This is a genomic window from Aminobacter sp. MSH1, from assembly GCF_003071665.1.
Taxonomy (GTDB): domain Bacteria; phylum Pseudomonadota; class Alphaproteobacteria; order Rhizobiales; family Rhizobiaceae; genus Aminobacter; species Aminobacter niigataensis.
Window position 1 is genome coordinate 5,061,594 of the sequence record NZ_CP026265.1, and the last position, 24,209, is coordinate 5,085,802.

Genomic DNA, 24,209 nt, shown 5'->3' on the forward strand with positions numbered 1-24,209 from the left:
ACGCACAAGGCGAGGTGCGGCGTGCCCGGCCATTCCGTCGCAGCGGAATTTGATCCACATCAAGGGACTTTTCGGCGTTCTGTGGTCGTTTGAGGGTGTCGAGGGCGTGGCATTTTGACCAAAAACGGTCGATGGACGCCGAAGCAGCCGTTGATTATGCTCACGGCTGAAAAATTGGGACGTCCAGATGAACTACCAGCGGTTTTTCGAAGAAGCGATCGACCAAATCCACGCCGAGCGCCGTTATCGCGTGTTTGCGGATCTGGAGCGCATCGTCGGCAAGTTCCCGCGCGCCATCTGGAGAGCCAACGGCAAGGCCGAGGAAATCACCGTCTGGTGCTCGAACGACTATCTCGGCATGGGCCAGCATCCCGACGTGGTGGCGGCCATGCAGAAGGCGGCCGGCAACATGGGCACCGGTGCCGGCGGCACGCGCAACATCTCCGGCAACAACCATCCGCTGGTCGAGCTCGAGCTTGAACTCGCCGACCTGCACGGCAAGGAAGCCGGCCTGGTCTTCACCTCGGGCTTCGTCTCGAACGAGGCTGCGATCTCGACCATCGCCCGGCTGCTGCCGAACTGCCTGATCCTGTCGGACGAACTCAACCACGCCTCGATGATCGAAGGCGTGCGCCGCTCGGGCGCCGAAAAGAAGATCTTCCGCCACAACGACGTCGCCCACCTCGAAAGCCTGCTGCAGGCTGCGGGCCGCGAGCGCGCCAAGCTGATCGTGTTCGAGAGCGTCTATTCGATGGACGGCGACATCGCGCCGATCGAGGCGATCGCCGACCTCGCCGAGAAGTACAACGCCATGACCTATATCGACGAGGTCCACGCGGTCGGCATGTACGGTCCGCGCGGCGGCGGCATCACCGAGCGCGAGGGGCTCGCCCATCGCATCGACATCATCGAGGGCACGCTGGCCAAGGCATTCGGCACGCTCGGCGGCTACATCACCGGCACCCGCGAAGTCATCGACGCCGTGCGCTCCTACGCACCGGGCTTCATCTTCACCACCGCGCTGCCGCCGGCGATCGCCGCCGCGACCACTGTGTCGATCCGCCATCTCAAGAACTCGCAGGCCGAGCGCGACGCCCAGCAGCGCCAGGCGACGCACGCCAAGCAGGTGCTTGCCGACGCCGGATTGCCGGTCATGGAGTCGCCAACGCATATCGTGCCGATCCTCGTCGGCGATCCGGAACTGTGCAAGATGGCCAGCGACCGCCTGCTCGGCGTCCACGGCCTCTACATCCAGCCGATCAACTACCCGACGGTGCCGCGCGGTACCGAGCGGCTGCGCATCACGCCGACGCCGTTCCATACCGACGAGCTGATCGCCGAACTCAAGCTTGCGCTGGTCGAGACGTGGAATGCACTCGGCATTCCCTATCGCGGCGCCGGCCATACCGAGGTTGCGCAGAGCGACCGCATCATTCCGCTTCTGGTGCCCAAGTCCGGCGGCTGAGGCCGCCGACCCATTCCAAAAGAAAGGCCCGAAACCATGCCGGTTCCGGGCCTTTCTTTTTGGATTTCATGCGGTGGCTATTGCGTGTTGATCCACTTCGCCAGCCGGTGCGCGGCCTCCTCGACCTGGTCGAGGCGACGGTGGAAGCAGAGGCGCAGGAAACCTTCGCCACCGGCGCAGAACGCCGTGCCCGGAGCCACCCCGACAGCCGCCTTGTCGACGATGTCGAAGGCGGCGCGCTCGGCATCCTTCATGCCGTCGACGGAGAAGAACAGGTAGAAGGCACCCGGCGGCACGCTGAAGCGGACCTTTCCGGTGTCGCCCAGCACCTTGCAGACGATATCCCTCGCCTTCTGAGCCCGCTCGACCTGCGAAGCGATGAAACTGTCGCCCTCGTCGAGAGCGGCGATCGCGCCACGCTGCAGGAACTGCGCCACGCCGGAACTCGAATACTGGATCAGGTTCTCGAACATGCGGCTGAGCGTCGGGTGCGTCTTCAGCCAGCCGACGCGCCAGCCGGTCATCGCCCAGTTCTTGGAGAAGGTGTTGACGAACAGGATCTTGTCCTCGGGATCCATGATGTCCATGAACGACGCCGCGCGGCCGCCGCCATAGTAGAACAGTGCATAGATCTCGTCGGCGACGATCCACAGATCATGCTTGCGCGCGAGGTCCAGGATTGCCTGCAGCGTCTCGCGGTCGGCGGTCCAGCCGGTCGGGTTGGACGGCGAATTGACGAAGATCACCTTGGTCCTTGGCGTGATCGCCGCAGCGATCTTCTCGACGTCGCAGGACCAGCCATTGTCCGTCATGTCGAGCAGGACCGGCACCGGCTTGACGCCGGCAACACCTGCTGCGCCGGCGAAATTCGGCCAGGCCGGCGCGAGATAAAGTGCCTCGTCGCCCGCCCCTGCCGTCGCCTCCAGCGCCATGGTGATTGCTTGCATGCCGCCAATGGTGACGAGGAATTCGTCCTCGGAGAAGTCCATGCCGAAATGGCGCTTATGGTAGCGCGATATCGCCTGGCGCAGTTCGGGAATGCCGGCCTGCCATGTATAGAAGGTTTCGCCATTGGCGAGGCCGCGCGCCGCCGCCGAACTGATGAAGTCGGGCGTCGGCATGTCACCTTCGCCGGACCACAGCGGGATGAGGCCGGCACGGTCGCGGCCATAGTTTGCCACCGCCTCGATGCCGCTGACCGGCGCAAGGCGGGCCTCGGTGCGAACCATATCGATAAGGCTCATGATCATCCCGGGTTGACTGATGTTGACTGACGGCAGTGGCGGGGAGCCTAGCGCGCCCGCGTAAACGAAAGAACCCCCGGTGGTCCAGCCAGCCGGGGGTTTTCGAGATGCCAGCGCTTGCGGCTACTTCTTGGCGAGCAGGTCGCGGATTTCGGTAAGAAGTGCCACGTCGGCCGGCGGCGGCCCTGCTGGTTCGGCTGCCTTTTCCTTTTCCAGGCGCTTGCGCATCGTGTTCACGCCCTTGACCATCAGGAAGATGATCCAGGCGAGGATCAGGAAGTTGATGATCACGGTGAAGAAGTTGCCATAGGCGAACACCGCACCCTGCTTCTTGGCTTCTTCAAGCGAAACGGCCGTCACTGACGACGACAGCGGCAGGAAGTAATTGGAGAAGTCGAAGCCGCCGAAGATCGCCCCGACGATCGGCATGATGATGTCTCCGACCAACGACGAAACAATCAGGCCAAAGGCACCGCCGATGATCACGCCGACGGCGAGATCCATCACATTGCCCTTGGCGATAAACTCCTGGAATTCCCTGAGCATAGAACCCTCCATGTACGATCTGCGGAAAGGCGAATCGTTCCCAGCATTCGTCGCTAAACGCCGCCACCATAGCAAAAACCGCCGGTTGCAAAACCCGCGAATGCAAATCGCCATCCGCTGCCCTAGGAGACAAGGATAATAGACTTGTCGGCGCAGCTGTGATTGCCTCACCGCAAAGGCAACAGACCTATCCGGGAGTGAGAACTTAGAGTGCAAGGCCTGGCCGTCGTCCTCATCGCCATTGCCTATGTGACGCTGCTGTTCGCCATCGCGAGCATCGGCGATCGAAGGGCTGCGAACTGGGGACCGGGGCGGCCGCGGCCGTTCATCTATGCGCTCAGCCTCGCCATCTATTGTACGTCGTGGACCTTCTTCGGCTCGGTTGGGCTTGCCTCGGAGCGCGGGCTCGAATTCCTTGCCATCTACATCGGCCCGGTGCTGGTCTTCATGTTCGGCTTCCCGCTGCTCAGCCGCATCATCAAGCTGGCCAAGGCCGAGAAGATCACCTCGATCGCCGACTTCCTGGGCGCGCGCTACGGCAAGAGTTTCGCCGTCGCCTCGATCGCCACCCTGATCGCCACTGTCGGCGCCATCCCCTATATCGCGCTCCAGCTCAAGGCGATCTCCGGCTCGGTCAGCCTGATGGTCGAGCACTACACCGGCTCGCCGCCCTCCTTCGATCCGTTCGTCAGCGACATCTCGCTGGTCGTGGCGCTGCTTTTGGCGCTGTTTGCCACCCTGTTCGGCACGCGCCATGCCGACGCCACCGAGCACCAGAACGGCCTGGTGCTGGCGGTCGCGGTTGAATCCATCGTCAAGCTGGTCGCCTTCCTCGCCGTCGGCCTGTTCGTCACCTTCTCGCTGTTCGACGGCCCCGGCGACATGTTGCGGAGCTTCGCCGCAACCGAGCAGGTCGGCGATGCCATGGGCTACCGCACCTCGCTCGGTACCTGGCTGGTGGTGACCGTCATCAGCGGCTTTGCCATCATCATGCTGCCGCGCCAGTTCTACGTGATGATCGTCGAGAACCGTAGCGAGAGCGAACTGCGCACCGCGACCTGGGTTTTCCCGGCCTATCTGGTGGCGATCAACCTCTTCGTGCTGCCCATCGCATTCGCCGGCCTGTCGACCGTCGGCACGGCCACGACCAGCGACCTCTACGTGCTGTCGCTGCCGTTGTTCCGGGGCCACGACCTGCTGGCCATGGTCGCTTTCATCGGCGGCCTTTCGGCTGCGACCGCGATGGTCATCGTGGCGAGCGTGGCGCTGTCGATCATGATCTCCAACGATCTCGTCATTCCGATCTTCGTGCGCCGCCTGATCAAGACCAAGGCCGGCGACACCGAGGACTGGTCGGCGATCATCCTGAACATCCGCCGTGCCTCGATCTTCATCATCCTGCTGGCCGCCTTCCTCTACTATCGCGAGAGCACCAATAACACGCGACTCGCCTCGATCGGGCTGATGTCCTTTGCGGCGATCGCGCAGTTCGCGCCATCCTTCATCGGCGGGCTGATCTGGCGCCGCGCCAATGCGCGGGGTGCAGCACTCGGCATGGCCGCCGGCATCGCCGCCTGGGGCTACACGCTGATGCTGCCGACGCTGGCGGCGCCCGACACCTCGATCCTCGCCGACGGGCTTTTCGGCATCGACGCGCTGCGGCCCCAGGCGCTGTTCGGCACCGCTGCCGAGCCGCTCAATCACGGCGTGCTGTGGAGCCTGGCGATCAACACGCTGTTCTTCGTCTTCGGCTCGCTGTCGCGCGCATCTGTGCCGCTCGAACGCATCCAGGCCTCGATCTTCGTGCCGCGCGATTCGAGCCCGATGCCGTCCCTGCGCCGCTTCCGCACCACCATCACCGTCAACGACCTGAAGGACACCATCGCCCGCTATCTCGGTGTCGAGCGCACCGAGCGCTCATTCCAGACCTTCCAGAGCGAGAGCGGCAGCAAGCTGAACGGCAACGATCCCGCCGGCATGGACGTCATCCGCTTCTCCGAACAGCTGATGGCGAGCGCCGTCGGCTCGTCCTCGGCCCGGCTGATCCTGTCGCTGCTGTTCAAGCGCGGCGACAACTCCGCCAGGGACACGTTCCGCCTGCTCGACGACGCCACTGAAGCGCTGCAGCACAATCGCGACCTGCTGCAGATCGCACTCGACCAGATGGAACAGGGCATCACCGTCTTCGACCAGGATTTCCGCCTGATCTGCTGGAACCGGCAATACCGCTCGCTGTTCGACCTACCCGACGACATGGGCCAGGTCGGCGTGTCGATCGACCGCGTCCTCGCTTATCTGGTGGCGCGCGGCGACATTGCCCATACCTCGCGACTGACCACGCTCAATCGCTTGACCAGCTTCGGCGGCCCTTGGCAGGTCGAGTTGCAGACCAGCGGCAGGATCATCGAGATGCGATCCAACCCGATGCCTGACGGCGGCATCGTCGCCACCTACACCGACATCTCGGCGCGCGTCGCCGCCGACCTTGCGCTGAAACGGGCCAACGAGTCGCTGGAACAGCGGGTGAAGAGCCGCACCGCCGAACTGACCCGCGTCAACGAGGAACTGGCCCAGGCACAGATGCTCGCCGAGGAAGCCAATCTCGGCAAGACGCGCTTCCTTGCGGCAGCCGGCCACGACATCCTGCAGCCGCTCAATGCCGCGCGGCTCTATTGCTCGTCGCTGATCGAGAAGGCCGGCAAGGGCAACGCCGGCCAGGCCGCGCGCAACATCGAATCCTCGCTGGAATCGGTCGAAACCATCCTCGGCGCCGTGCTCGACATCTCGCGGCTCGACGCGGGCGCGATGAAGCCCGCCGAAACCGTGTTCCGCCTCGACGGGCTGCTGCGCCAGATCGGCACCGACTTCCTGCCCATGGCGCGGGCCAAGGACCTCGAACTGGTGATCGTGCCTTCGACGCTTGCCGTGAACACCGACCGGAACCTTCTGCGCCGTCTGATCCAGAACCTGGTTTCCAACGCCATCAAGTACACCCGCAGCGGTCGCATCGTCGTCGGCGTCAGGCGGCGCGGCGAGCTGGCCGAAATACAGGTGATCGACACCGGCATCGGCATTGCCGCCGACAAGCTCGGCACCGTCTTCCACGAATTCACCCGCCTCGACGACGGCATGCGCGAGGCACAAGGGCTTGGCCTCGGCCTGTCGATCGTCGACCGCATCGCGCGCGTCCTGAAGCTCGAAATCCAGATCGAGTCGCACAAGGGCCAGGGCACACGTTTTTCGGTGATCCTGCCGGTCACCACCGCAGAGGAGCAGCCTGCCACTGCCTCCGCCCGGCCGCGCATCGAGGCGGCCACCGCTCTCAACGGCTTGAACGTCATCTGCATCGACAACGACGCCCGCATCCTCGAAGGCATGCGGCTGCTGCTCGAAGGCTGGGGCTGCCAGGTCAGGACCTATTCCGGCACCGAGGCGTTCGAGGCCGACCGGAGCGTCGGGCCGGCACCCGAGATCATCCTGGCCGACTATCATCTCGATGGCGAGAACGGCCTCGACGTCATCCGCACGTTGCGCGGCGCCTATGGTGAAGCGACGCCTGCGGTGCTGATCACGGCTGACCGTTCAAACGAGGTGCGTGCGGCGGCCGACCAGATCGACGTCGCCGTGCTCAACAAGCCGCTGAAGCCGGCCGTGCTGCGTTCGATGATGAACCGGATGCGGCGCATGGCGCACGCCGCCGAATAATGATTACCCAGCCGGGCGCGGCTCGCCGCCGATCTTGGAGAGCAGGATCACGGCCTGCGTGCGGCTGTCGACGCCGAGCTTCTGCAGGATCGCCGAGACATGCGCCTTGATGGTCGCCTCCGACACGCCAAGCTCATAGGCGATCTGCTTGTTGAGCAGCCCCTCGGCCAACATGCCGAGCACCCGCGTCTGCTGCGGCGTCAGCGACTGCAGGCGCTTGATGAGGTCGGAAATTTCCGGGTCGCGCTCGACGCCGAGGTCGATGTCGCCGGGTGCCGTGATCTCGCCTGACAGAACCGCTTCGATGGCGCTGCGGATGTCGTCCATGCTCGCCGACTTGGAGATGAAACCGGACGCCCCGAGTTCGAGCGCACGGCGGATGGTCTCCGGATCGTCGTGCGCCGACACGATGACGACGGGAACCGTGGCGTGGATGCCGCGCAGCGAGATGAGGCCCGACAGTCCGCTGGCGCCAGGCATCGAAAGATCGAGCAGCACGATGTCGATATCGTCATGGGCCGCGACGAGCGCCTTGACGCTTTCGAAGTCGCCAGCCTCGAGCACGCTCGATACGTCGCCAAGACCGGCAATGGCCTGCTTGAGAGCACCGCGAAAAAGCGGATGGTCATCCGCGATGACGAACTTGTGGCCTGCTGGCAAATATCCCTCCCGAGGTCCCGACCGTTCTGTGCGCCTTGGACCGTCGGGCGCGATTATGCGGCCCGGTGCCGGCTTTTCAAGCAGTTAAAGTCAAAACGACAGCGGAAGCACAGGTCATGCTCAATTTTCAGGCGCAGGCGGGCGGATTGGCGCTCAGGTCTTGTTGGGCGCAAGCTCGGGTGGCTGCGCCTTGTCTTCCTTTTCCATGTCCTTGACCATGCCCATGAAGCTGCGGAAAAACCGCTCCATGTAGCCCATGGTCTTTTCGAACTCTTCCTCGCTGGGCAAGGTCGATTCGAGCTTCTGGGTCAGCGAGTTCTCGAGCTTCACCACCCGCTCCTCGATGGCCTTGACCTCGCCCTGCAAGCGGCCGATCTCGTCCTGCAGCGCCGAGCGTTCGTCGGCCGCGAGCTTGCACACCAGCTGGTTGTCGCGCTCCTCGCAGATCGACATCTCGCCGGTCTGCGTGTCCATCCTGACATAACCCTTGTCGGTCTTTTCCATCTGGTAGCGCTGCGCTTCGGCAGCGAATGCCGATCCGCCACCAAGGCCGGCAAGCAGCGGAACAAGCATCAGTACGGCACGCATGGCTGTCTCCATTGGCAAGCGATGCGAATTGTCGCGCCGCATTGGGCCCAAATTGCGGTGGGCAAGTTATGCCGCCCTTTCCCGCATCATGCTTTCAGCCTATAGCGCCCATATGACGAAAACCATCTACAAGATCTGTCCCGAACCGATGTGGCGTGAGGCCGAGCGGAGCGGGATTTTCAGTGGCGCGCCGGTGGACCTCGCCGACGGTTTCATCCACTTCTCGACCGCCGACCAGGTTGTCGAGACGGCGGCGAAACACTTTGCGGGGCAGCAAAACCTGCTCCTTGTAGCCTTCGACGCCGGCAGGCTCGGTCCAGCGCTGAAGTTCGAAGTCTCGCGCGGCGGAGCCCTGTTTCCGCATCTTTACGCGCCGCTCGAAACCGCCGCGGCCAAATGGGTCCGCCCCCTGCCTCTGAAGGCCGACGGCAGCCACAATTTCCCGGAGCTTGAAGCATGAGCGCATTCGACCGGCTCGGCCGCCACCTGCTTTTCAGCTTCGACGCCGAGGCCGCCCACGGCCTGTCGATCAAGGCGCTGCGCTGCGGTTTGCCGGTCGGTGGCCGCGCGCCGCGGGACAAGCGCCTGCAGGTGAAGGTTGCGGGTCTCGATTTTCCCAATCCGCTCGGCATGGCCTCCGGCTACGACAAGAATGCCGAGGTGCCCGACGCCCTGCTCGGTCTCGGCTTCGGCTTCGCCGAGGTGGGCACCGTCACGCCCCTGCCTCAGGCCGGCAATCCCAAGCCGCGCATCTTCCGCCTCGTCGAGGACGATGCGGTGATCAACCGGCTCGGCTTCAACAACGAAGGCCATGACGCTGCCGAAAAGCGTCTTGTCGCCCGTGCCGGACGGCCCGGCATCGTCGGCGTCAACATCGGCGCCAACAAGGACAGCACCAACCGCATCGGCGACTACATCAGCGGCGTAAAGCGCTTCGCCCGCCATGCCTCCTACCTCACTGTCAACATCTCCTCGCCCAATACGCCGGGCCTGCGCAACATGCAGGCGCGCGAGCAACTGGCCGAGTTGCTGGCGAGCGTCATGATCGCCCGCGCCGAAGCGGGTCATCCGGTCCCTATCTTCCTCAAGATCGCGCCCGATCTGCACGAGGCAGAGTTGGAGGACATCGCCGCCGAGGTGACCGATAAGGCGATCGACGGCGTCATCGTCTCCAACACCACGATCACGCGCCCGGCCCTGCGCAGCCCGACCCACACCGGCGAAACGGGAGGCCTGTCGGGCAAGCCGCTGTTTGCCCGCTCGACGGCGGTGCTGGCCAGGATGCGCAAGCTTATGGGCCCACAGAGGGCCATCATCGGCGTCGGCGGCGTCGACTCGACCGAGACCGCGCTCGAAAAGATCCGAGCCGGCGCCGATCTCGTCCAGCTCTACACCGGCATGGTCTATGCCGGTCCGTCGTTGCCGGCACGCATCGTGCGCGGCATGTCGGACTTCGCCGCGCGCGAAGGGCTCAACAGCATTTCCGAATTGCGCGACAGCAGGCTCGATCAGTGGGCAGCGGCACCGCTCTGAAACGTCGCCCGCGCCCGCGGCCCGAGGATCGCCAGCAGGCAGACGCCACGGACGATCAGCAACAGATGCAGTGCCGCCCATAGGCCGTGGTTGCCGAAGGCCGGCGCCAGCGTCATCAGCGCCACGACGAACACGACCAGCGACAGCACCATCATGTTGCGCATGTCGCGCGACCATGCGGCGCCGATGAAGATGCCGTCCATCTGGAAGGCAAGCACGCCGCTCAAGGCGGTGAATGCCGCCCAGGGCAGGAAGGCGATGGCCGCGGCCCGCACGTCCTCGGCGGTCGAAATCAGCGCTATCAGGTCAGCGCCGAAGACCATCAGGACTGTCGTCATGGTGCCTGCCAACGCAAAGCCCCAGATCGAGCAGAGGTAGACCGCCTTGCGGAACGCCGGCTCGTAGCGCGCACCGACGGCGCGGCCGGCAAGCTGTTCGGCGGCAGCGGCAAAGCCGTCGAGGAAGAAGCCTGCGGCGATGAAGAAGTTCATCAGCACCGCATTGGCGGCAAGCGTGACCGTGCCGAACTGCGCGCCCTGGCGGGTAAACAGGGCAAAGGCGACGAGCAGCGAAAGCGACCGGATCATGATGTCGCGGTTGAGGACGAACAAGTGCCGGAAGGCGCCCGCGTCAAAGATGCGCCCACGCGCCAGCCGCGGTTGCCGTGCAAAGCGGCGCAAAAGCACAACAAACCCGATCGCCATGCCCGCCGCCTCGCCGGCGACGGCAGCCCAGGCGACGCCCTCGACACCCCAGCCGAGGCTGAGGCCGAGCAGGAGCGACAGCGCGATGTTGACGCCGTTCAGGCTCGCCTGCAGGAAGAGCGCAAAGCTGCCCTCGCCGCGCCCGAGCACGTAGCCAAGGACCGCGTAATTGACCAGCGCGAAGGGCGCGCCCAGCATGCGGATGCGGACATAGGCGTCGAGCGTCTCGTTGACGCGTGGCTCGGCCGACATGAACCACTGCCCGGCAAGCGACGTCAGCGGCGCCGTCAGCGCCAGCACGATGCCGGCAATGATGGCGATCACCACCGCGCGCCAGAATACGGCCTGTTCTTCGGATGCATCGTTGCGGCCAAATGCCTGCGCCACCAGTGCGGTGGTGCCGGCGCGCAGGAAATTGAAGCTGGTGAAGACGACATCGAAGGCGACGGCGCCAGCGGCGAGCCCGCCGAGAAGCGCGGCATCGCCGAACTGGCCGACCACGCCGGTGCCCACCAAGCCGATGAAGGGCGTCGTCAGATAGGCAAGGGTCATTGGCACGGCAATCGCCAATACCGAGCGGTTGGTGACGGAAAAAGGCGTCACGCGGCCCTCTGGCGATGCGCTGTCCAACGAAAATCCTCCTCCGGCCCTAATCTCCCGCTCGGGCACATGCCCCGGTTTCCCCAGCACCGGCAACCGTTTATGTATCGGGTCCAACCGATTTCGCCCCGCTGGTTCAGCCCCTTCCATGCCGCTTCAGATCGTCAGCCACCCCGACTATGACGCCGGCTTCGCCCCGGACCACCGCTTTCCGATGGGCAAGTACCGGCTGCTCATGGACCGACTGGATGCCCTGGAACTGACGGCCGGGCTCCATCGGCCGGAACCGATTTCGCCGCACTGGCTACACCTCGCGCATGAGGCCGGCTATGTCGATCAGGTGCTGAGCTGTACCGTGCCGGCTCGCATCGAACGCGAAATCGGCTTCCCCGTCGGCGAGCGGGTTTCACGCCGCGCCCAGCTTGCCGCAGGCGGCACGCTGCTTGCAGCGCGCCTTGCGCTGCGCCATGGCATCGCCTGCAACGCCGCCGGCGGCAGCCATCATGCCAGACGCGCCCAAGGTGCCGGGTTCTGCACCTTCAACGACGTCGCGGTGGCATCGCTGGCGCTGCTCGCGGACAGGCTGGTGGAAAACATCCTGGTAGTTGACCTCGACGTCCATCAAGGCGACGGCACGGCGGAAATCCTCGCCGGTCATCCCGGTGTCTTCACCTTCTCGATGCATGCCGAGAAAAACTACCCGGTGCGCAAGGTCACCTCCAGCCTCGACATCGGCCTGCCCGACGGCACCGGCGACGATGCCTATCTGGATATGTTGGCGGACGCTCTGCCGCACCTCTCACGGCGCGCGCCATGGGACATCGTGTTCTACAACGCCGGCGTCGACCCTCACAGGGAAGACCGGCTCGGGCGCCTTTCGATGAGCGACGAGGGCCTGCGCCGTCGCGAACGCATGGTCATCGCCCATTTCCGCGCGGCCGGCATCCCGCTGTGCGGCGTGATCGGCGGCGGCTATTCGCACGACATCGAGGCCCTGGCCCGCCGCCACGCCATCCTGTTCGAGACGGCCGCCGCCTTCGCCTGAGCCTATTTGCGGTAGCTGAACAACCTGAGAATGATGAAGGCCGGGATGACGATCGCCGCACCCAGCAGGAAATAGCCGAGGAAGCGGTCGATGGCACGGAAGCCCATGTGCCAGATGTCGAGGAAGAAGTTTCGAATGCCGTAGAGCACGTCGTAGGGCGACCAGCCGAAGGCGCTCATGACGATGCCGACGAGGAAGGAGATGACCAAGAGCTTGATGAACACCCGGAAGGGGGTGTCACCGAGAAAACGCGCCAATCCGGACAAGCTCAGTCTCCTGCGATTCTAGCCTCACTGGAATATCGCGTTTGCGGAGCGGACATCAAGGTCGGCTGCACCCATTGCGCACTGCTCCGTTTCCCGATTGCCCAACCGCATCTGCGATGCTAACCAAGTGCCCGCGCGGGTATGATGTAATGGTAGCTTGTCAGCTTCCCAAGCTGAACGCGCGGGTTCGATTCCCGCTACCCGCTCCAGGATTTCAGACGAAACAGGCCGGGCGCTCGATCGACGCCCGGCCTGTTTCGCATTTCAGGGCGTCAGTCTTGCGCGCCGTAGATGTCGAAATCGAAATATTTGGCGTTGATCTTGGCGTAGGTGCCGTCCTTGGCGATGGCGTCGATGGCTGCGTTCAGCTTCTCGCGCAACGGGTCGCCCTTGCGCACGGCGATGCCGGTCAGCGAGTCGGTGCCGTCGAGATCGCCGATCATCTTGCAGCAGTCCTGTCCGGTGGTCTTGATCCAGTCGACCAGAACGAACTTGTCGGCGACGACGGCGTCGAGACGGCCGTTGGTCAGGTCGGCGACGGCCTCGTCCTGCGTCGGATAAAGCTTCACCTCGGCGCCTGCCTTGGCATAATGGTCCTCGGCATAGATGCTCTGGGTCGTCGAAGCCTGCGCACCGACGGTCTTGCCCTTCAGCGTGTCCGGTTCCGCCGAGGTCAGGGCGGAATCCTTCGGCGCAATCAGCGCCAGGGGCGTGGTGTAGTACTTGTTGGTGAAATCGACCTGCTGCTTGCGCTCGTCGGTGATCGTCATCGAGGCGACGATGGCGTCGAACTTGCGGCCCTGGAGCGCCGGGATGATGCCGTCCCAATCCTGGGCGACGATTTCGCACTCGACCTTCATCTGGGCGCACAGCGCATTGGCGATGTCGACGTCGAAGCCGGCCAGCTTGCCGTCTGCGGTCACGGTGTTGAAGGGCGGATATGCGCCCTCGGTACCAATCTTGAGCTTCTCCTGTGCCGAAGCTCCGCCAAGGGTCAACAAGAGCGCTGCGAGCGAGGCTGCGCAAGCGAACTTCCGGGTAATCTGCATGATCCTCTCCATTTGACGGGCACTCTTTCCGAGCGTCCCGCCTCCAGCCAAGCACAACGGCCGTAAATGGACAAGCAAACCAAAGGCTATGCTGCGGTGACCGAAGGTCAACCCATGCGGAAATGCTTGGAGAGTTTCAGGCCCTGCGCCTGGTAGTTGGAGCCGAGATCGGTGCCGTAGAGCGCCTTGGGGCGCGACAGCATGTGCTCGTAGACCAGGCGGCCGACGACCTGGCCGTGCTCCAGGATAAAGGGCACTTCGTGGCTGCGCACTTCGAGCACCGCGCGGCTGCCGGTGCCGCCGGCACTGGAGTGGCCGAAGCCCGGATCGAAGAAGCCGGCATAGTGGACGCGGAATTCGCCGACCAGCGGATCGAAGGGCGTCATCTCGGCGGCATAGAGCGGCGGCACATGCACCGCCTCGCGCGACACCAGGATGTAGAACTCGTCGGGGTCGAGCACCAGTTCGCCGGCACCGTGATCGTAGATCGGCTCCCAGAAATCGACGACGTCCTGGGCGGCGCGCTTGTCGACGTCGACAAGGCCGGTGTGGTGCTTGCCGCGATAGCCGACGATGCTGCCCGGTGTGCCGGCGAGATCGATGGAAAGTGCTATGCCGCCACCCGAAATGTTGGGTGGATCCATGGCGACAAGCCGGTCGGACAGATGCAGCGCGTGCAGTTCTGCCTCCGACAGCAGGGCATTGCCCTTGCGGAAACGGATCTGCGACAGGCGCGAACCCTTGCGCACGACGATCGGGAAGGTGCGCGGGCTGACTTCGAGATAGAGCGGGCCGGTATAGCCGGCGGGGATCTTGTCGAACTCCTGGCCACGGTCGGTCATCACGCGGGTGAAGATGTCGAGGCGGCCGGTCGAGCTCTTGGGGTTGGCCGAGGCTGAGATTTCGGCCGGCAGGGCCAGGCTTTCGAGCAGCGGCACGATGTAGACGCAACCGGTCTCCAGCACCGCACCGTCGCTCAGGTCGATCTCATGCAGCTTGAGGCGGTCGAGCTTGGCCGAGACCAGCGAATTGGGACCGGGCAGGAAGCTGGCGCGAACGCGAAAAGCCTTGGCGCCGAGGCGCAGATCGAGGCTGGCCGGCTGGATCTGGTCGGCATCGAGCGGCGGCGCCTTGAGCGCACCCGAGGCAAACAGTGCCGCGATATCCTGATCCGGAAGAATGCCCGACTGCCGCATTTGCCTCACTCCTTTACAGCGCCGCCGATCCGAACGGACAGCCGAGGATCGCTGGACCCAGGACCTCGTCAAGGGTCATATGCGTGGCCCAAGACGTTTAGTCGGCCCCGCGATTGACGCAAGCCAGCCATGGGTCTAAAGGACCTTTATCCCGTGGTGATTTGGCCGGTCGGCTTGCAGCCACGTTAAACAAGTCGCTAAAGGGCCGCGTTTGGACCGGTTTGCGACTTTTCGCGACCGGTTTTTTTGTATCTGGATTTTGGCTCATGACCTCCGACAAGCAGCGCAACTGGAACCCGCAGACCACCCTAGTTCACGGCGGAACGCTCCGCTCCGAATTCGGCGAAACCTCCGAGGCGATCTACCTCACCCAGGGCTATGTCTATGACAGCGCCGAAAGTGCCGAGGCACGCTTCAAGGGCGAGACCCCCGGTTTCATCTATTCGCGCTATGCCAACCCGACCGTCGACATGTTCGAAAAGCGCATGTGCATGCTGGAAGGCGCGGAAGACGCCCGCGCCACGGCATCCGGCATGGCCGCTGTCGCCGCCGCCATCCTGTGCAGCCTGAAGGCCGGCGACCACATCGTCGCCGCCCGCGCCCTGTTCGGCTCGTGCCGCTGGATCGTCGAGACCCTGGCACCACGCTATGGTATCGAGGCGACGCTGGTCGACGGCACCGTCATCGAGAACTGGGAAAAGGCCGTCCAGCCCAACACCAAGCTGTTCTTCCTGGAAAGCCCGACCAACCCGACGCTCGAAGTGATCGACATCGAGGCGGTCGCAGCACTCGCCAATTCCATCGGCGCCCGTGTCGTCGTCGACAACGTCTTCGCCACGCCGATGCAGCAGAAGCCGCTCGAACTCGGCGCCCACATCGTCGTCTATTCGGCCACCAAGCACATCGACGGCCAGGGCCGCTGCCTCGGCGGCGTCATCCTCTCCGACAAGAAGTGGATCGACGAGAACCTGCACGACTATTTCCGCCATACCGGCCCGAGCCTGTCGCCGTTCAATGCCTGGACGCTGCTCAAGGGCCTGGAGACGCTGCCGCTGCGCGTGCGCCAGCAGACCGAGACCGCCGGCAAGATCGCCGACTTCCTCGCAGAGCGGCCGGAAGTGTCGCGCCTGATCTATCCGGGCCGTGCCGACCACCCGCAGGCCGACATCATCAAGCGCCAGATGAAGGGCGGCTCGACGCTGATCTGCTTCGACGTCAAGGGCGGCAAGAAGGCGGCCTTCGCCTTCGAAAACGCGCTGCGCATCATCCTAATCTCGAACAATCTCGGCGACTCCAAGAGCCTGATCACGCATCCGGCGACGACGACGCACAAGAACCTGACCGACGAGGCGCGCGCCGAACTCGGCATCGACGACGGCACGCTGCGCCTGTCGGTCGGCCTCGAAGACGCCGACGACCTGCTCAACGACATCGGCGATGCGCTGAAGGCAGCCCGCTGAACGAGTGCTGCGCTCCGCAAGGCGGAGCGCAGTCCGTACCTCACGGCTAATGCCGCGAGGCGTCGGCAGGGTGAAATCCGCCACACCCGCATCACAATCAGCGTGAATGCGTCAAACGAGAGTTGACCCGCCGCGCCAAGCGGCCGACCCTGTCGTCGTGCAGGCCAAGGAGCGCAGCATATGTATCGCGCGGTCACCCGCAACATCGCGGTCGAGGTCGAGCCGTTTTACCTGGAGGACCGGTCCGAGCCCTCGGAGAACCGGTATGTCTGGGGTTATCGCGTGACGATCGAGAACAATTCGGACGAATTCGTCCAGCTGTTGTCGCGCTACTGGCATATCACCGATGCCAGCGGCAAGGTCGAGGAGGTCAGGGGCCCGGGCGTGGTCGGCGACCAGCCCGAACTCAATCCCGGCGACAGCTACCAGTACGCTTCAGGCTGCCCGCTCTCGACACCATCGGGCATCATGGTCGGGCGCTACACCATGCGCAACGAGGCCGGCGAGACGTTCGAAATCGCCACCCCCGCCTTCTCGCTCGACCTTCCCGACGCCCGGCACAGGCTGAACTGACCGGCTATTGGGCCGGTGCGAACTCGGCCGGGTCGAACTCGTATGACTTGGAGCAAAATTCACAGGCCACCCGGATGACGCCGTCCTCGACGCTGTCGTTGATCTCCTCGGCCGTGAAGCCTTGCAGGATGCCCTTGATCTTCTGGCTCGAGCACGAGCATTCATCGACAACGCGCACGCCTTCATAAACGCGCGCGCCGTGCTCGTGAAACAGCCGGTACAGCAGCCTTTCGGTGCCTACAGTCGGGTCGATCAGTTCGGTCGGCTCGATGGTGGCAACCAGCGCCAGCAATTCCTGCCAGGAATTGTCGTCGGGATGCACGCTGACGTCGCGCTCGTCACCGTCGCCGCCATGCATGTCCTGGATGCGCCGGCGCTCCGGCGAGTCCGGAAGGAACTGGGCCAGAAGGCCGCCGGCGCGCCAATGTTCGCGCGGGCCGCCCTCGGCGGGCAGGACGAGCTTTGCCACCGACAGGCGCACATCTGTCGGGATCTGCTCCGACTGGCGGAAATAGGCACGGGCTGCCTCTTCGAGCGTAATGCCGTTGAGTTCGACGATGCCCTGATAGCGCTGGGTGTGCTCGCCCTGGTCGATGGTCAGCGCCAGAACGCCGCTGCCGAGCAGGTCCTCGGGCGCGGTCATGCCCGCCTCGATCGCCGCATCGACGCGGTCGGCGTCGAAGCGGGCATAGGCGCGCAGAGAATGCGGCGTGGTGAAATCGGCAACCAGCATGTCCACCGGCCCGTCGGTGCGGGTCTGCAGGATGAACTTGCCCTCGAACTTCAGCGAGGTGCCCAGCAGCACGGTCACCACGCAGGCCTCGGCAAGAAGCCGGGCCACGGGCTCCGGATAGTCATGCCGCTCGAGAATCTGGTCGAGCAGCGGCCCAAGCTGCACGGTGCGGCCGCGCACGTCGAGCGGCTCCACCGCGAATGGAACAACATGGTCGTCGCCGGCGAATCCGAATTCGCCGAGCTTGCGTTCGGTCTCAGTCACTGGAACTCATCCCGTATAAACAATTCCGCGACCAATCGGCCCTCCGACGGTCGCAGAACATGGCTTTGATGACAATAGATTGATCCCGCCCCAGATAGGGTCGCGGGATCAGCCATTCAAGCGCCCAGGCACCAGGCGAGCACCGCCTTCTGGGCGTGGAGCCGGTTTTCCGCCTCGTCGAAGACCACCGAATGCGGGCCGTCGATCACCTCGTCGGTCACTTCCTCGCCGCGATGGGCGGGCAGGCAGTGCATGAACAATGCATCGGGCTTGGCGAGCTTCATCAGGTCGGCATTGACCTGGTATGGCAAAAAGACATTGTGGCCGCGCGCGCGGTGCTCCTGCCCCATCGAAACCCAGCAGTCGGTGACGATGGCGTCGACGCCGCGAACCGCGTCCTCGGCCGAACGCGTCAGCGTCACCTTGCCGCCGTTGGCGCCGGCCCAGTCGATGTACTTCTGCTCCGGCTCGCTGCCTTCCGGCACCGCCACGTTGACGTTGAAGCTGAAGCGGGCCGAGGCCTCGAGCAGCGAATGCAGCACGTTGTTGCCGTCGCCGGTCCAGGCAAAGGTCTTGCCGCCCACCGGGCCGCGATGTTCCTCGAAGGTCAGGATATCGGCCATCAGCTGACACGGATGGGTGTCGTCGGTCAGGCCGTTGATGACGGGGATGGTGGCGTTTTCGGTCAGCTCGATCAGCCGCTCATGCGCCGTCGTGCGGATCATGATCGCGTCGACATAACGCGACAGCACCTTGGCGGTGTCGGCGATCGACTCCGAGCGGCCGAGCTGCATTTCGGTGCCGGTCAGCATGATGGTCTCGCCGCCGAGCTGGCGCATGCCGACATCGAACGAGATGCGCGTGCGCGTCGACGGCTTGTCGAAGATCATCGCCAGCACCTTGCCCTCGAGGGGCTTGGATCGTTCGCCAGCTTTCAGCCGCGCCTTTCGCGCAGCCGCATCGTCCAGAATCCCGCGAAGGTCGCTCCCGGAAAGTGCCGAGAGGTCGGTGAAATGACGAATTCCGCTGGTCATGTAACGTCCTTGGTTTACCCGCCGTTGGCGGCGGCCTTGGAGAGGCTGGCAGCTCCGGCGCGAATGCGCGCCAGCGCCTCTTGGATCTCTGCGTCGGTGGTCGTCAGCGGCGGCAGAAGACGCAGCACATTTTCGCCTGCCGGCACTGCGAGCAGCTTCTGGTCGCGCAGCGCCATGTTCACCTTAGTATTGGGCATGGTGCATTTGACGCCAAGCATCAGCCCTGTGCCGCGGATTTCCGAGATCACATCGGGGAACTCGTCCGCGACCGCGGCCAGGCCCTGCTTCATCAGCAACGCCTTGCGGCTGACCTCTTCGAGGAAGCCTTCTTCGAGAAGCACGTCAAGCACGGCGTTGCCGACCGCCATGGCAAGCGGATTGCCACCGAAGGTGGTGCCGTGCACGCCTGCCGTCATGCCTTTTGCCGCCTCTTCGGTGGCAAGGCAGGCACCGACCGGGAAGCCGCCGCCGATACCCTTGGCGATCGCCATCAGGTCCGGCGATACACCCGCCCACTCATAGGCGTAGAGCTTGCCCGTTCGGCCGACGCCGCACTGGACTTCATCAAAAATGAGCAGCAGGCCATGCTTGTCGCACAGCTGGCGCAGGCGCTTCAGCGACTGCGTGGGGAACGGACGGATACCGCCCTCGCCCTGCACCGGCTCGAGCAGGATCGCCGCCGTCTCGGGTCCGATCAGCTTTTCGGCGGCATCGATGTCGTCGAAGGCGACCTGGTCGAAACCCTCGACCTTCGGGCCGAAACCTTCGAGATACTTCGCCTGTCCGCCAGCGGCGATGGTTGCCAGCGTGCGGCCGTGGAACGCGCCCTCGAAAGTGATGACGCGGAAACGCTCGGGATGGCCGTTCACATACTGGTAGCGGCGCGCGGTCTTGATCGCGCACTCAAGCGCTTCCGCGCCCGAGTTGGTGAAGAACACGCGGTCGGCAAACGAAGTTTCGGCCAGCCGCTCGCCCAGCCGGCTCTGGCCGGGGATCTGGTAGAGGTTGGAGACGTGCCACAGCTTGGCGGCCTGCTCGGTCAGCGCTGCAACAAGATGCGGATGGCTGTGGCCCAACGAATTGACAGCAATGCCACCAGCGAAATCGAGATATCGCTCGCCGGTCTCGGTGATCAGCCAAGAACCCTCGCCTCGCTCGAAAGCCAGGGGTACGCGAGCAAACGTCTCGTAAAGCGCCGATCCGCTCATTATATGCCTCTCCGGAACCGGAAAATCAAAAAGCCGCCTCAGCGGCGGCCCTGCGGGCTATATCAGGTTTTTCGGCCACAAAGTCAACGAAAACGTCGCATAGACGCGTGCGTTCCATCTCTCCCCTGCCGCTGCAGCGAGGTCGAACTCGGCAAGTTGGGGAAAACCGTAAAAACCGAATCGTGAAGACCCCTGGGACTCTTGTCACAGAGTCAGCGCATCGATAACTGTAATTGAGAAATAACTAGATTTCGTGCGGCGGACATATCCATCGAATAGATGTGGTGCCCACCCGGCTTGCCGGGGCGGAAAAGGATTCCGGATTCTGCGCGTTAAATCAGGAGCACGGTCTCATGAATTGGACTGACGAGCGGGTCGAACTTCTCAGAAAACTTTGGTCGGAGGGTCTGAGCGCAAGCCAGATCGCGGCACAATTGGGCGGCGTCAGCCGCAATGCCGTCATCGGCAAGGTTCACCGGCTGAAGCTGTCGAGCCGCGGCCGCGCGACGGCGGCCCCGGCGCGCCAGAAGAAGACGACCACGGCGACCACCGCGACCAAGACGGTGCAGCGCACCGCAACCGTGACACGCACGGTTACCGCCAGCATCGGCGCTACCGCGCTGCAGGCGCAGTTCGACGTCGAGCCGGTTGCCCGCCATTATCTCCGCCCGGTGGAAAACGTCGTCGTGCCGATCTCGCGCCGGCTCCAGTTGGTGCAGCTCAACGAGCGTACCTGCAAGTGGCCGAACGGCGACCCGCTGAGCGAAGACTTCAACTTCTGCGGCAACGAAGCCGGCGAGAGCGGCCCCTATTGCGGCTATCACTCGAAGATCGCCTTCCAGCCGGCTTCCGAGCGCCGCCGGTCGCGGTGAGCGAATAGCGAATAGCGAATAGCGAATAGCGAATAGCGAATAGCGAATAGCGAATAGCGAATAGCGAATAGCGAATAGCGAATAGCGAATAGCGAATAGCGAATAAAACAAGTTTCAGGGCTTCGGGGCGTCAAGGCGACCCGGGGCCCTTTTTCTATTCGCTACTCCCTATTCGCTATTCGCTCTTCTTTCACAGCCAACCGTTCTTCTTGAAGCGCCAATAGAGCACCGAGCAGATCGTTGCGATGGCGACAAGCACGGTGGGATAGCCGTAACTGAACTGCAACTCCGGCATGTCGGCGAAGTTCATGCCGTAGATGCCGGCAAGGGCGGTCGGAACGGCGAGGATGGCCGCCCACGAGGCGAGCTTCTTGGCAATCGCCGTTTCCTGGCTCTGGCCGACGAGAAGGCTCGCCTCGAAGGCGAATGCCAGCACCTCGCGCAAATTGTCGACCTTCTCCAGCACGGTGCGGATGTGATCGGTGACGTCCCGAAACAGCGGATGCATGGCCGGGCGCAACTGCGGCAGGTCGGCGCTGGTGAGCCTGCGGCAGACCTCGACCAGCGGGCCGGCGGCATTGCGCAGACGCAAGAGGTCGCGGCGCAGCATGTAGAGCCGCTCGATGTCCTTTGATGTCATCGGCCGCGCCAAGACGCCGTCCTCGATGCGGTCGACCTCTTCCTCGATCTGCTCGAGCACCGGCATGTAGTTGTCGACGATGAAGTCTAGGATGGCATAGAGGATGAAGTCCTCGCCCTTGGCGAGCGCACTGGGGCAACTCTCCCAGTGCTGGCGCACGGCGGCATAGGACGTCGATACGCCGTGGCGGACGCTGACGATGTAGCCCTTGCCGACAAACATGTGCGTTTCGCCGAAGTTCACCCGCCCCTCGACCAGCTGCGCCGTGCGCGCGACGATGAACAGCGCGTCGCCATACTGCTCGATCTTCGGCCGCTGGTGCGGATGCTCGGCATCCTCGATGGCGAGGTCGTGGAGGTGGAACTGCTGCTGGACCCGCAACAGCAGCTCTCGGCTGGGCTCAAGCAGGCCGATCCAGACGACGTGTCCTTCCCTTGCTGCCCAGTCGCCGGCTTCCTCGATGGCGATGTCGGCAATGCGGCGCCCGCCAAGATAGACGCTGGAGGCGACAACCCCGTCCTCCAGTTCAGCGCTCTTGTCGAACTTCCTGGCAAATTCGGTCATGCTGCACCCCTGCGAGGCCGCCTGATCACGTTCCTAGTCTAGACCTTCCGCACGCCGGGAAGAAGGGCCTGCCTCAGCCGGACTTGCCATCGTCGGTGAGCGTCACGCCGTGGCTCTTGTCTTCCTTGGGCCGTTCCGGCGGCATCTGCTCGCCGGTGACGATGTAGTAGATCGTCTCGGCGATGTTGGTGGCATGGTCGCCGATGCGCTCGATGTTCTTGGCCACGAACAGAAGGTGCGTGCAGGGCGTGATGTTGCGCGGATCTTCCATCATGTAGGTCAGAAGCTCGCGGAACAGCGAGGTGTACATGGCGTCGATCTGTTCGTCGCGGTCGCGCACAATGCCAATGCGCTCGACCGAGCGCGACGCGTAGACGTCGAGCACGTCCTTGAGCTGGGTCAGCGCCAGTTCGGCCAGCGCCTCCAGGCCGCGGAACAGGCTGTTCGGTTGCCGGCCCTCGGCCACCGCTGCCACACGCTTGGCGATGTTCTTGCCGAGGTCGCCGACGCGTTCGAGATCGGCCGAGATGCGGATCGCGCCGATGATCTCGCGCAGGTCGGTCGCCATCGGCTGGCGCCGGGCGATGACCAGGATCGCCTTGTCGTCGATCTCGCGCTCGGCCTCGTCTAGCAGCAGATCGTCCTGGACGACCTTCTGGGCCAGGGTGTGGTCGGCATTGACGAGCGCATTGATCGCCTGATCGACCATGCGCTCGGCCTGCCCGCCCATTGCAGCAATTTTCCTCGCCAGAAATTGCAGTTCTTCGTCATAGGCCCGGACAGTGTGTTGCGTAAGCATCGGCGAACTTCCTGGAATGTGCGCGGAATCGTGATCCTGAATCCGCACTCATAGGCTAACGACATGACGGAAAAAAGAAATGGGCAAGGATCGCAACTTGCGAGTTGCCGCCGGACCAGCAGGAAGCGGGCGGTCCGCAGTCAGGCGACGGGGAAATGGACGGTGAAGGCCGAGCCCTCGCCCAGCTTCGAGCGGATCGACAGGCGCGCGCCATGCCTGGTCAGGATATGCTTGACGATCGAGAGGCCCAGCCCCGTGCCTTTGTGGGCGCGGCTCGTCTCGACGTCGACCCGATAGAAGCGCTCGGTCACGCGCGGAATATGCTCGTCGGGGATGCCCGGTCCGAAATCGCGGACCGTCACCTCGATCTCCGGCTGCGTTCCTTCCGCCAACCGCTTCATCGACACCACCACACGGCCACCCGACTGGCCGTATTTGCAGGCATTTTCCAGAAGGTTCTGGAACACCTGGAACAGCTCGTCGCGATCGCCGTGAACCTCGAGCGGACCTTCGGCGAAATCACGTTCGATCACCACGCCGGTCCCGGCTGCCAGGGGCGCAAGCGAGTCGATGACCGCCTCGACTGTCTGGCGCAGGTCGACGCGCACACCGGGCTTGAGATAGGGCTTCATTTCCAGCCGCGACAGCGAAAGCAAGTCGTCGATCAGGCGCGCCATGCGCCCGGTCTGGTTCTGCATGATCTGCAGGAACTGGTCGCGTGCGTTGGGATCGTTGCGGGCCGGTCCGCGCAGCGTCTCGACGAAACCGGCGATGGAGGCCAGCGGCGTGCGCAGCTCATGGCTGGCGTTGGCGATGAAGTCGGCGCGCATGCGGTCGATCCGGCGCGCCTCGCTCTGATCCTTGAAGGCGAGCACGAAAAGGCCGGTACCGCGGCCAACCGCCGAAGCCGTGACGCGATAGACGCGCTCGAATGGGACGCGCTCGACATAGTCGGCCGTCTGCGCCGTTCCCTCGCCGCCAAGTACCGCCTCGATCAGCGCCTGCATCTCGGGAGCGCGGAATTTCAGCAGCACGGGCAGTGGGGGCCTGATGGCGCCGAAGGCGGTTTCAGCCGCCTCGTTGGCGTGGACCACTGTGCCGTCGCGGCCGAAGATGATCAGCGGCTCGGCGACCGCCGCGGCGAGTTTTTCGCCCGACAGCCTGTCGAGCGGCGAGCGTTCAACGCGGGCGCTCGCTTCAGCCATGCGACGGGCAGCCGGGGTGCGCGGTGCTATGAGCGCGACCAGCACGAGCGCGACGATCGTTGCGGCAGTGAACCCACCCGAGGCTCCCCCAAAAAGGCGGACGGCAAGGACGGCAAGGATCGCCGCGGCAAGCATCCAGCGGTTCTGGTAGAGCCGACCGGCGGTAAGCTTCGCCGTGCGCCTCGTCCTCGTCTGGGTGCTGGTCTCAGCCATACGAACTTTTCCGCGGCGACGCGCGCCCTCAAGAAGCCTCTGG

General features: G+C 64.1%; 22 protein-coding genes, 1 tRNA gene and 1 riboswitch. Of the genes, 9 read left to right on the forward strand and 14 right to left on the reverse strand.

Features of this window, described 5'->3' with window-relative positions:
• The first annotated feature begins 187 nt into the window (after positions 1 to 187).
• Positions 188 to 1,465, forward strand: a complete 1,278-nt coding sequence (gene hemA / locus CO731_RS25110) for a 5-aminolevulinate synthase (RefSeq protein ID WP_108609335.1) — start codon at positions 188 to 190, stop codon at positions 1,463 to 1,465.
• 77 nt (positions 1,466 to 1,542) lie between these two features.
• On the opposite strand, the gene CO731_RS25115 is transcribed toward hemA, so the two are convergent.
• Both CO731_RS25115 and mscL read right to left on the reverse strand, forming a co-directional pair.
• Positions 1,543 to 2,709 carry a pyridoxal phosphate-dependent aminotransferase gene (locus CO731_RS25115; protein ID WP_108610047.1) on the reverse strand — a complete coding sequence of 389 codons (1,167 nt, stop codon included), beginning with the start codon at positions 2,707 to 2,709 and terminating at the stop codon, positions 1,543 to 1,545.
• 123 nt (positions 2,710 to 2,832) lie between these two features.
• The gene (gene mscL, locus CO731_RS25120) at positions 2,833 to 3,255 is read right to left on the reverse strand and encodes a large conductance mechanosensitive channel protein MscL (RefSeq protein WP_108609336.1); all 423 of its coding nucleotides are present in this window, start codon (positions 3,253 to 3,255) and stop codon (positions 2,833 to 2,835) included.
• Positions 3,256 to 3,465: 210 nt separating this feature from the next.
• On the opposite strand from mscL, the gene CO731_RS25125 reads away from it, so the two are divergent.
• Positions 3,466 to 6,960, forward strand: coding sequence for a PAS domain-containing hybrid sensor histidine kinase/response regulator (locus tag CO731_RS25125; RefSeq protein WP_108609337.1), 3,495 nt, complete (start codon positions 3,466 to 3,468; stop codon positions 6,958 to 6,960).
• A gap of 3 nt (positions 6,961 to 6,963) precedes the next feature.
• On the opposite strand, the gene CO731_RS25130 is transcribed toward CO731_RS25125, so the two are convergent.
• Together CO731_RS25130 and CO731_RS25135 are read right to left on the reverse strand one after the other, a co-directional pair.
• Positions 6,964 to 7,620, reverse strand: a complete 657-nt coding sequence (locus CO731_RS25130) for a response regulator transcription factor (RefSeq protein ID WP_108609338.1) — start codon at positions 7,618 to 7,620, stop codon at positions 6,964 to 6,966.
• Between the two features lie 153 nt (positions 7,621 to 7,773).
• Positions 7,774 to 8,208: a hypothetical protein gene (locus CO731_RS25135; protein WP_108610048.1), complete on the reverse strand. Its 435-nt coding sequence runs from the start codon at positions 8,206 to 8,208 to the stop codon at positions 7,774 to 7,776.
• A gap of 112 nt (positions 8,209 to 8,320) precedes the next feature.
• On the opposite strand from CO731_RS25135, the gene CO731_RS25140 reads away from it, so the two are divergent.
• Positions 8,321 to 8,668: a DUF952 domain-containing protein gene (locus tag CO731_RS25140; RefSeq protein ID WP_108609339.1), complete on the forward strand. Its 348-nt coding sequence runs from the start codon at positions 8,321 to 8,323 to the stop codon at positions 8,666 to 8,668.
• Positions 8,665 to 9,741, forward strand: a complete 1,077-nt coding sequence (locus tag CO731_RS25145) for a quinone-dependent dihydroorotate dehydrogenase (RefSeq protein ID WP_108609340.1) — start codon at positions 8,665 to 8,667, stop codon at positions 9,739 to 9,741. The genes CO731_RS25140 and CO731_RS25145 overlap by 4 nt, the downstream gene beginning before the upstream one ends.
• On the opposite strand, the gene CO731_RS25150 is transcribed toward CO731_RS25145, so the two are convergent.
• Complete coding sequence (locus CO731_RS25150) at positions 9,717 to 10,997, reverse strand: MATE family efflux transporter (RefSeq protein ID WP_245439948.1); 1,281 nt, start codon at positions 10,995 to 10,997, stop codon at positions 9,717 to 9,719. The genes CO731_RS25145 and CO731_RS25150 overlap by 25 nt on opposite strands.
• A gap of 196 nt (positions 10,998 to 11,193) precedes the next feature.
• On the opposite strand from CO731_RS25150, the gene CO731_RS25155 reads away from it, so the two are divergent.
• Positions 11,194 to 12,090 (forward strand): histone deacetylase, encoded by an 897-nt coding sequence (locus tag CO731_RS25155; RefSeq protein ID WP_108609342.1) that lies wholly within the window; start codon positions 11,194 to 11,196, stop codon positions 12,088 to 12,090.
• 2 nt (positions 12,091 to 12,092) lie between these two features.
• Here the strand turns inward: CO731_RS25155 and CO731_RS25160 are convergent, their stop codons facing one another.
• Entirely contained in the window at positions 12,093 to 12,356 is a 264-nt protein-coding gene (locus CO731_RS25160; RefSeq protein WP_108609343.1) for a DUF6460 domain-containing protein, read from the reverse strand.
• Between the two features lie 135 nt (positions 12,357 to 12,491).
• Here CO731_RS25160 and CO731_RS25165 point away from each other — a divergent pair.
• Positions 12,492 to 12,565, forward strand: a tRNA-Gly gene (locus CO731_RS25165).
• A 63-nt stretch (positions 12,566 to 12,628) separates the two neighbouring features.
• Here the strand turns inward: CO731_RS25165 and CO731_RS25170 are convergent.
• Together CO731_RS25170 and CO731_RS25175 are read right to left on the reverse strand one after the other, a co-directional pair.
• Positions 12,629 to 13,405 (reverse strand): ABC transporter substrate-binding protein, encoded by a 777-nt coding sequence (locus CO731_RS25170; RefSeq protein ID WP_108609344.1) that lies wholly within the window; start codon positions 13,403 to 13,405, stop codon positions 12,629 to 12,631.
• A gap of 107 nt (positions 13,406 to 13,512) precedes the next feature.
• A complete protein-coding gene (locus CO731_RS25175; protein ID WP_108609345.1) occupies positions 13,513 to 14,601 on the reverse strand; it encodes a 2'-deoxycytidine 5'-triphosphate deaminase in 1,089 nt (362 codons plus the stop codon).
• Positions 14,602 to 14,744: 143 nt separating this feature from the next.
• A riboswitch (SAM riboswitch) is annotated at positions 14,745 to 14,822 on the forward strand.
• A gap of 45 nt (positions 14,823 to 14,867) precedes the next feature.
• Here CO731_RS25175 and CO731_RS25180 point away from each other — a divergent pair.
• Both CO731_RS25180 and apaG read left to right on the forward strand, forming a co-directional pair.
• The gene (locus tag CO731_RS25180) at positions 14,868 to 16,061 is read left to right on the forward strand and encodes an O-succinylhomoserine sulfhydrylase (protein WP_108609346.1); all 1,194 of its coding nucleotides are present in this window, start codon (positions 14,868 to 14,870) and stop codon (positions 16,059 to 16,061) included.
• 180 nt (positions 16,062 to 16,241) lie between these two features.
• Positions 16,242 to 16,634 (forward strand): Co2+/Mg2+ efflux protein ApaG, encoded by a 393-nt coding sequence (gene apaG, locus CO731_RS25185; protein WP_108609347.1) that lies wholly within the window; start codon positions 16,242 to 16,244, stop codon positions 16,632 to 16,634.
• A gap of 4 nt (positions 16,635 to 16,638) precedes the next feature.
• On the opposite strand, the gene CO731_RS25190 is transcribed toward apaG, so the two are convergent.
• The 3 genes from CO731_RS25190 to CO731_RS25200 all read right to left on the reverse strand — a co-directional run bounded on the left by CO731_RS25190 (position 16,639) and on the right by CO731_RS25200 (position 19,873).
• The gene (locus tag CO731_RS25190; protein WP_108609348.1) at positions 16,639 to 17,631 is read right to left on the reverse strand and encodes an Hsp33 family molecular chaperone; all 993 of its coding nucleotides are present in this window, start codon (positions 17,629 to 17,631) and stop codon (positions 16,639 to 16,641) included.
• Between the two features lie 116 nt (positions 17,632 to 17,747).
• On the reverse strand, positions 17,748 to 18,665 hold the full coding sequence (gene argF / locus CO731_RS25195) for an ornithine carbamoyltransferase (RefSeq protein WP_108609349.1): 918 nt from the start codon (positions 18,663 to 18,665) through the stop codon (positions 17,748 to 17,750).
• Positions 18,666 to 18,679: 14 nt separating this feature from the next.
• Positions 18,680 to 19,873, reverse strand: coding sequence for an aspartate aminotransferase family protein (locus tag CO731_RS25200; RefSeq protein ID WP_108609350.1), 1,194 nt, complete (start codon positions 19,871 to 19,873; stop codon positions 18,680 to 18,682).
• Between the two features lie 353 nt (positions 19,874 to 20,226).
• Here CO731_RS25200 and CO731_RS25205 point away from each other — a divergent pair, with 353 nt between their 5' ends.
• The gene (locus tag CO731_RS25205) at positions 20,227 to 20,745 is read left to right on the forward strand and encodes a GcrA family cell cycle regulator (RefSeq protein WP_108609351.1); all 519 of its coding nucleotides are present in this window, start codon (positions 20,227 to 20,229) and stop codon (positions 20,743 to 20,745) included.
• Positions 20,746 to 20,935: 190 nt separating this feature from the next.
• Here CO731_RS25205 and CO731_RS25210 read toward each other — a convergent pair whose 3' ends face one another.
• From CO731_RS25210 to CO731_RS25220, 3 genes are all read right to left on the reverse strand, one after another.
• Positions 20,936 to 21,949, reverse strand: coding sequence for a magnesium and cobalt transport protein CorA (locus tag CO731_RS25210; RefSeq protein WP_108609352.1), 1,014 nt, complete (start codon positions 21,947 to 21,949; stop codon positions 20,936 to 20,938).
• A gap of 73 nt (positions 21,950 to 22,022) precedes the next feature.
• On the reverse strand, positions 22,023 to 22,748 hold the full coding sequence (gene phoU, locus CO731_RS25215) for a phosphate signaling complex protein PhoU (RefSeq protein ID WP_108609353.1): 726 nt from the start codon (positions 22,746 to 22,748) through the stop codon (positions 22,023 to 22,025).
• 140 nt (positions 22,749 to 22,888) lie between these two features.
• Complete coding sequence (locus tag CO731_RS25220; RefSeq protein WP_108609354.1) at positions 22,889 to 24,166, reverse strand: ATP-binding protein; 1,278 nt, start codon at positions 24,164 to 24,166, stop codon at positions 22,889 to 22,891.
• Between the last annotated feature and the right edge of the window lie 43 nt (positions 24,167 to 24,209).

Bases quoted from the DNA above. Each gene is read 5' to 3' on its own strand.
- phoU (WP_108609353.1), bottom strand. From the start codon at position 22,748: ATGCTTACGCAACACACTGTCCGGGCCTATGACGAAGAACTGCAATTT.
- CO731_RS25150 (WP_245439948.1), bottom strand. From the start codon at position 10,997: ATGACCCTTGCCTATCTGACGACGCCCTTCATCGGCTTGGTGGGCACC.
- CO731_RS25135 (WP_108610048.1), bottom strand. From the start codon at position 8,208: ATGCGTGCCGTACTGATGCTTGTTCCGCTGCTTGCCGGCCTTGGTGGC.
- CO731_RS25155 (WP_108609342.1), top strand. From the start codon at position 11,194: ATGCCGCTTCAGATCGTCAGCCACCCCGACTATGACGCCGGCTTCGCC.
- CO731_RS25205 (WP_108609351.1), top strand. From the start codon at position 20,227: ATGAATTGGACTGACGAGCGGGTCGAACTTCTCAGAAAACTTTGGTCG.
- CO731_RS25180 (WP_108609346.1), top strand. From the start codon at position 14,868: ATGACCTCCGACAAGCAGCGCAACTGGAACCCGCAGACCACCCTAGTT.
- argF (WP_108609349.1), bottom strand. From the start codon at position 18,665: ATGACCAGCGGAATTCGTCATTTCACCGACCTCTCGGCACTTTCCGGG.
- CO731_RS25175 (WP_108609345.1), bottom strand. From the start codon at position 14,601: ATGCGGCAGTCGGGCATTCTTCCGGATCAGGATATCGCGGCACTGTTT.
- CO731_RS25140 (WP_108609339.1), top strand. From the start codon at position 8,321: ATGACGAAAACCATCTACAAGATCTGTCCCGAACCGATGTGGCGTGAG.
- CO731_RS25115 (WP_108610047.1), bottom strand. From the start codon at position 2,709: ATGAGCCTTATCGATATGGTTCGCACCGAGGCCCGCCTTGCGCCGGTC.
- hemA (WP_108609335.1), top strand. From the start codon at position 188: ATGAACTACCAGCGGTTTTTCGAAGAAGCGATCGACCAAATCCACGCC.
- CO731_RS25200 (WP_108609350.1), bottom strand. From the start codon at position 19,873: ATGAGCGGATCGGCGCTTTACGAGACGTTTGCTCGCGTACCCCTGGCT.
- apaG (WP_108609347.1), top strand. From the start codon at position 16,242: ATGTATCGCGCGGTCACCCGCAACATCGCGGTCGAGGTCGAGCCGTTT.
- CO731_RS25220 (WP_108609354.1), bottom strand. From the start codon at position 24,166: ATGGCTGAGACCAGCACCCAGACGAGGACGAGGCGCACGGCGAAGCTT.
- CO731_RS25170 (WP_108609344.1), bottom strand. From the start codon at position 13,405: ATGCAGATTACCCGGAAGTTCGCTTGCGCAGCCTCGCTCGCAGCGCTC.
- mscL (WP_108609336.1), bottom strand. From the start codon at position 3,255: ATGCTCAGGGAATTCCAGGAGTTTATCGCCAAGGGCAATGTGATGGAT.
- CO731_RS25145 (WP_108609340.1), top strand. From the start codon at position 8,665: ATGAGCGCATTCGACCGGCTCGGCCGCCACCTGCTTTTCAGCTTCGAC.
- CO731_RS25210 (WP_108609352.1), bottom strand. From the start codon at position 21,949: ATGACCGAATTTGCCAGGAAGTTCGACAAGAGCGCTGAACTGGAGGAC.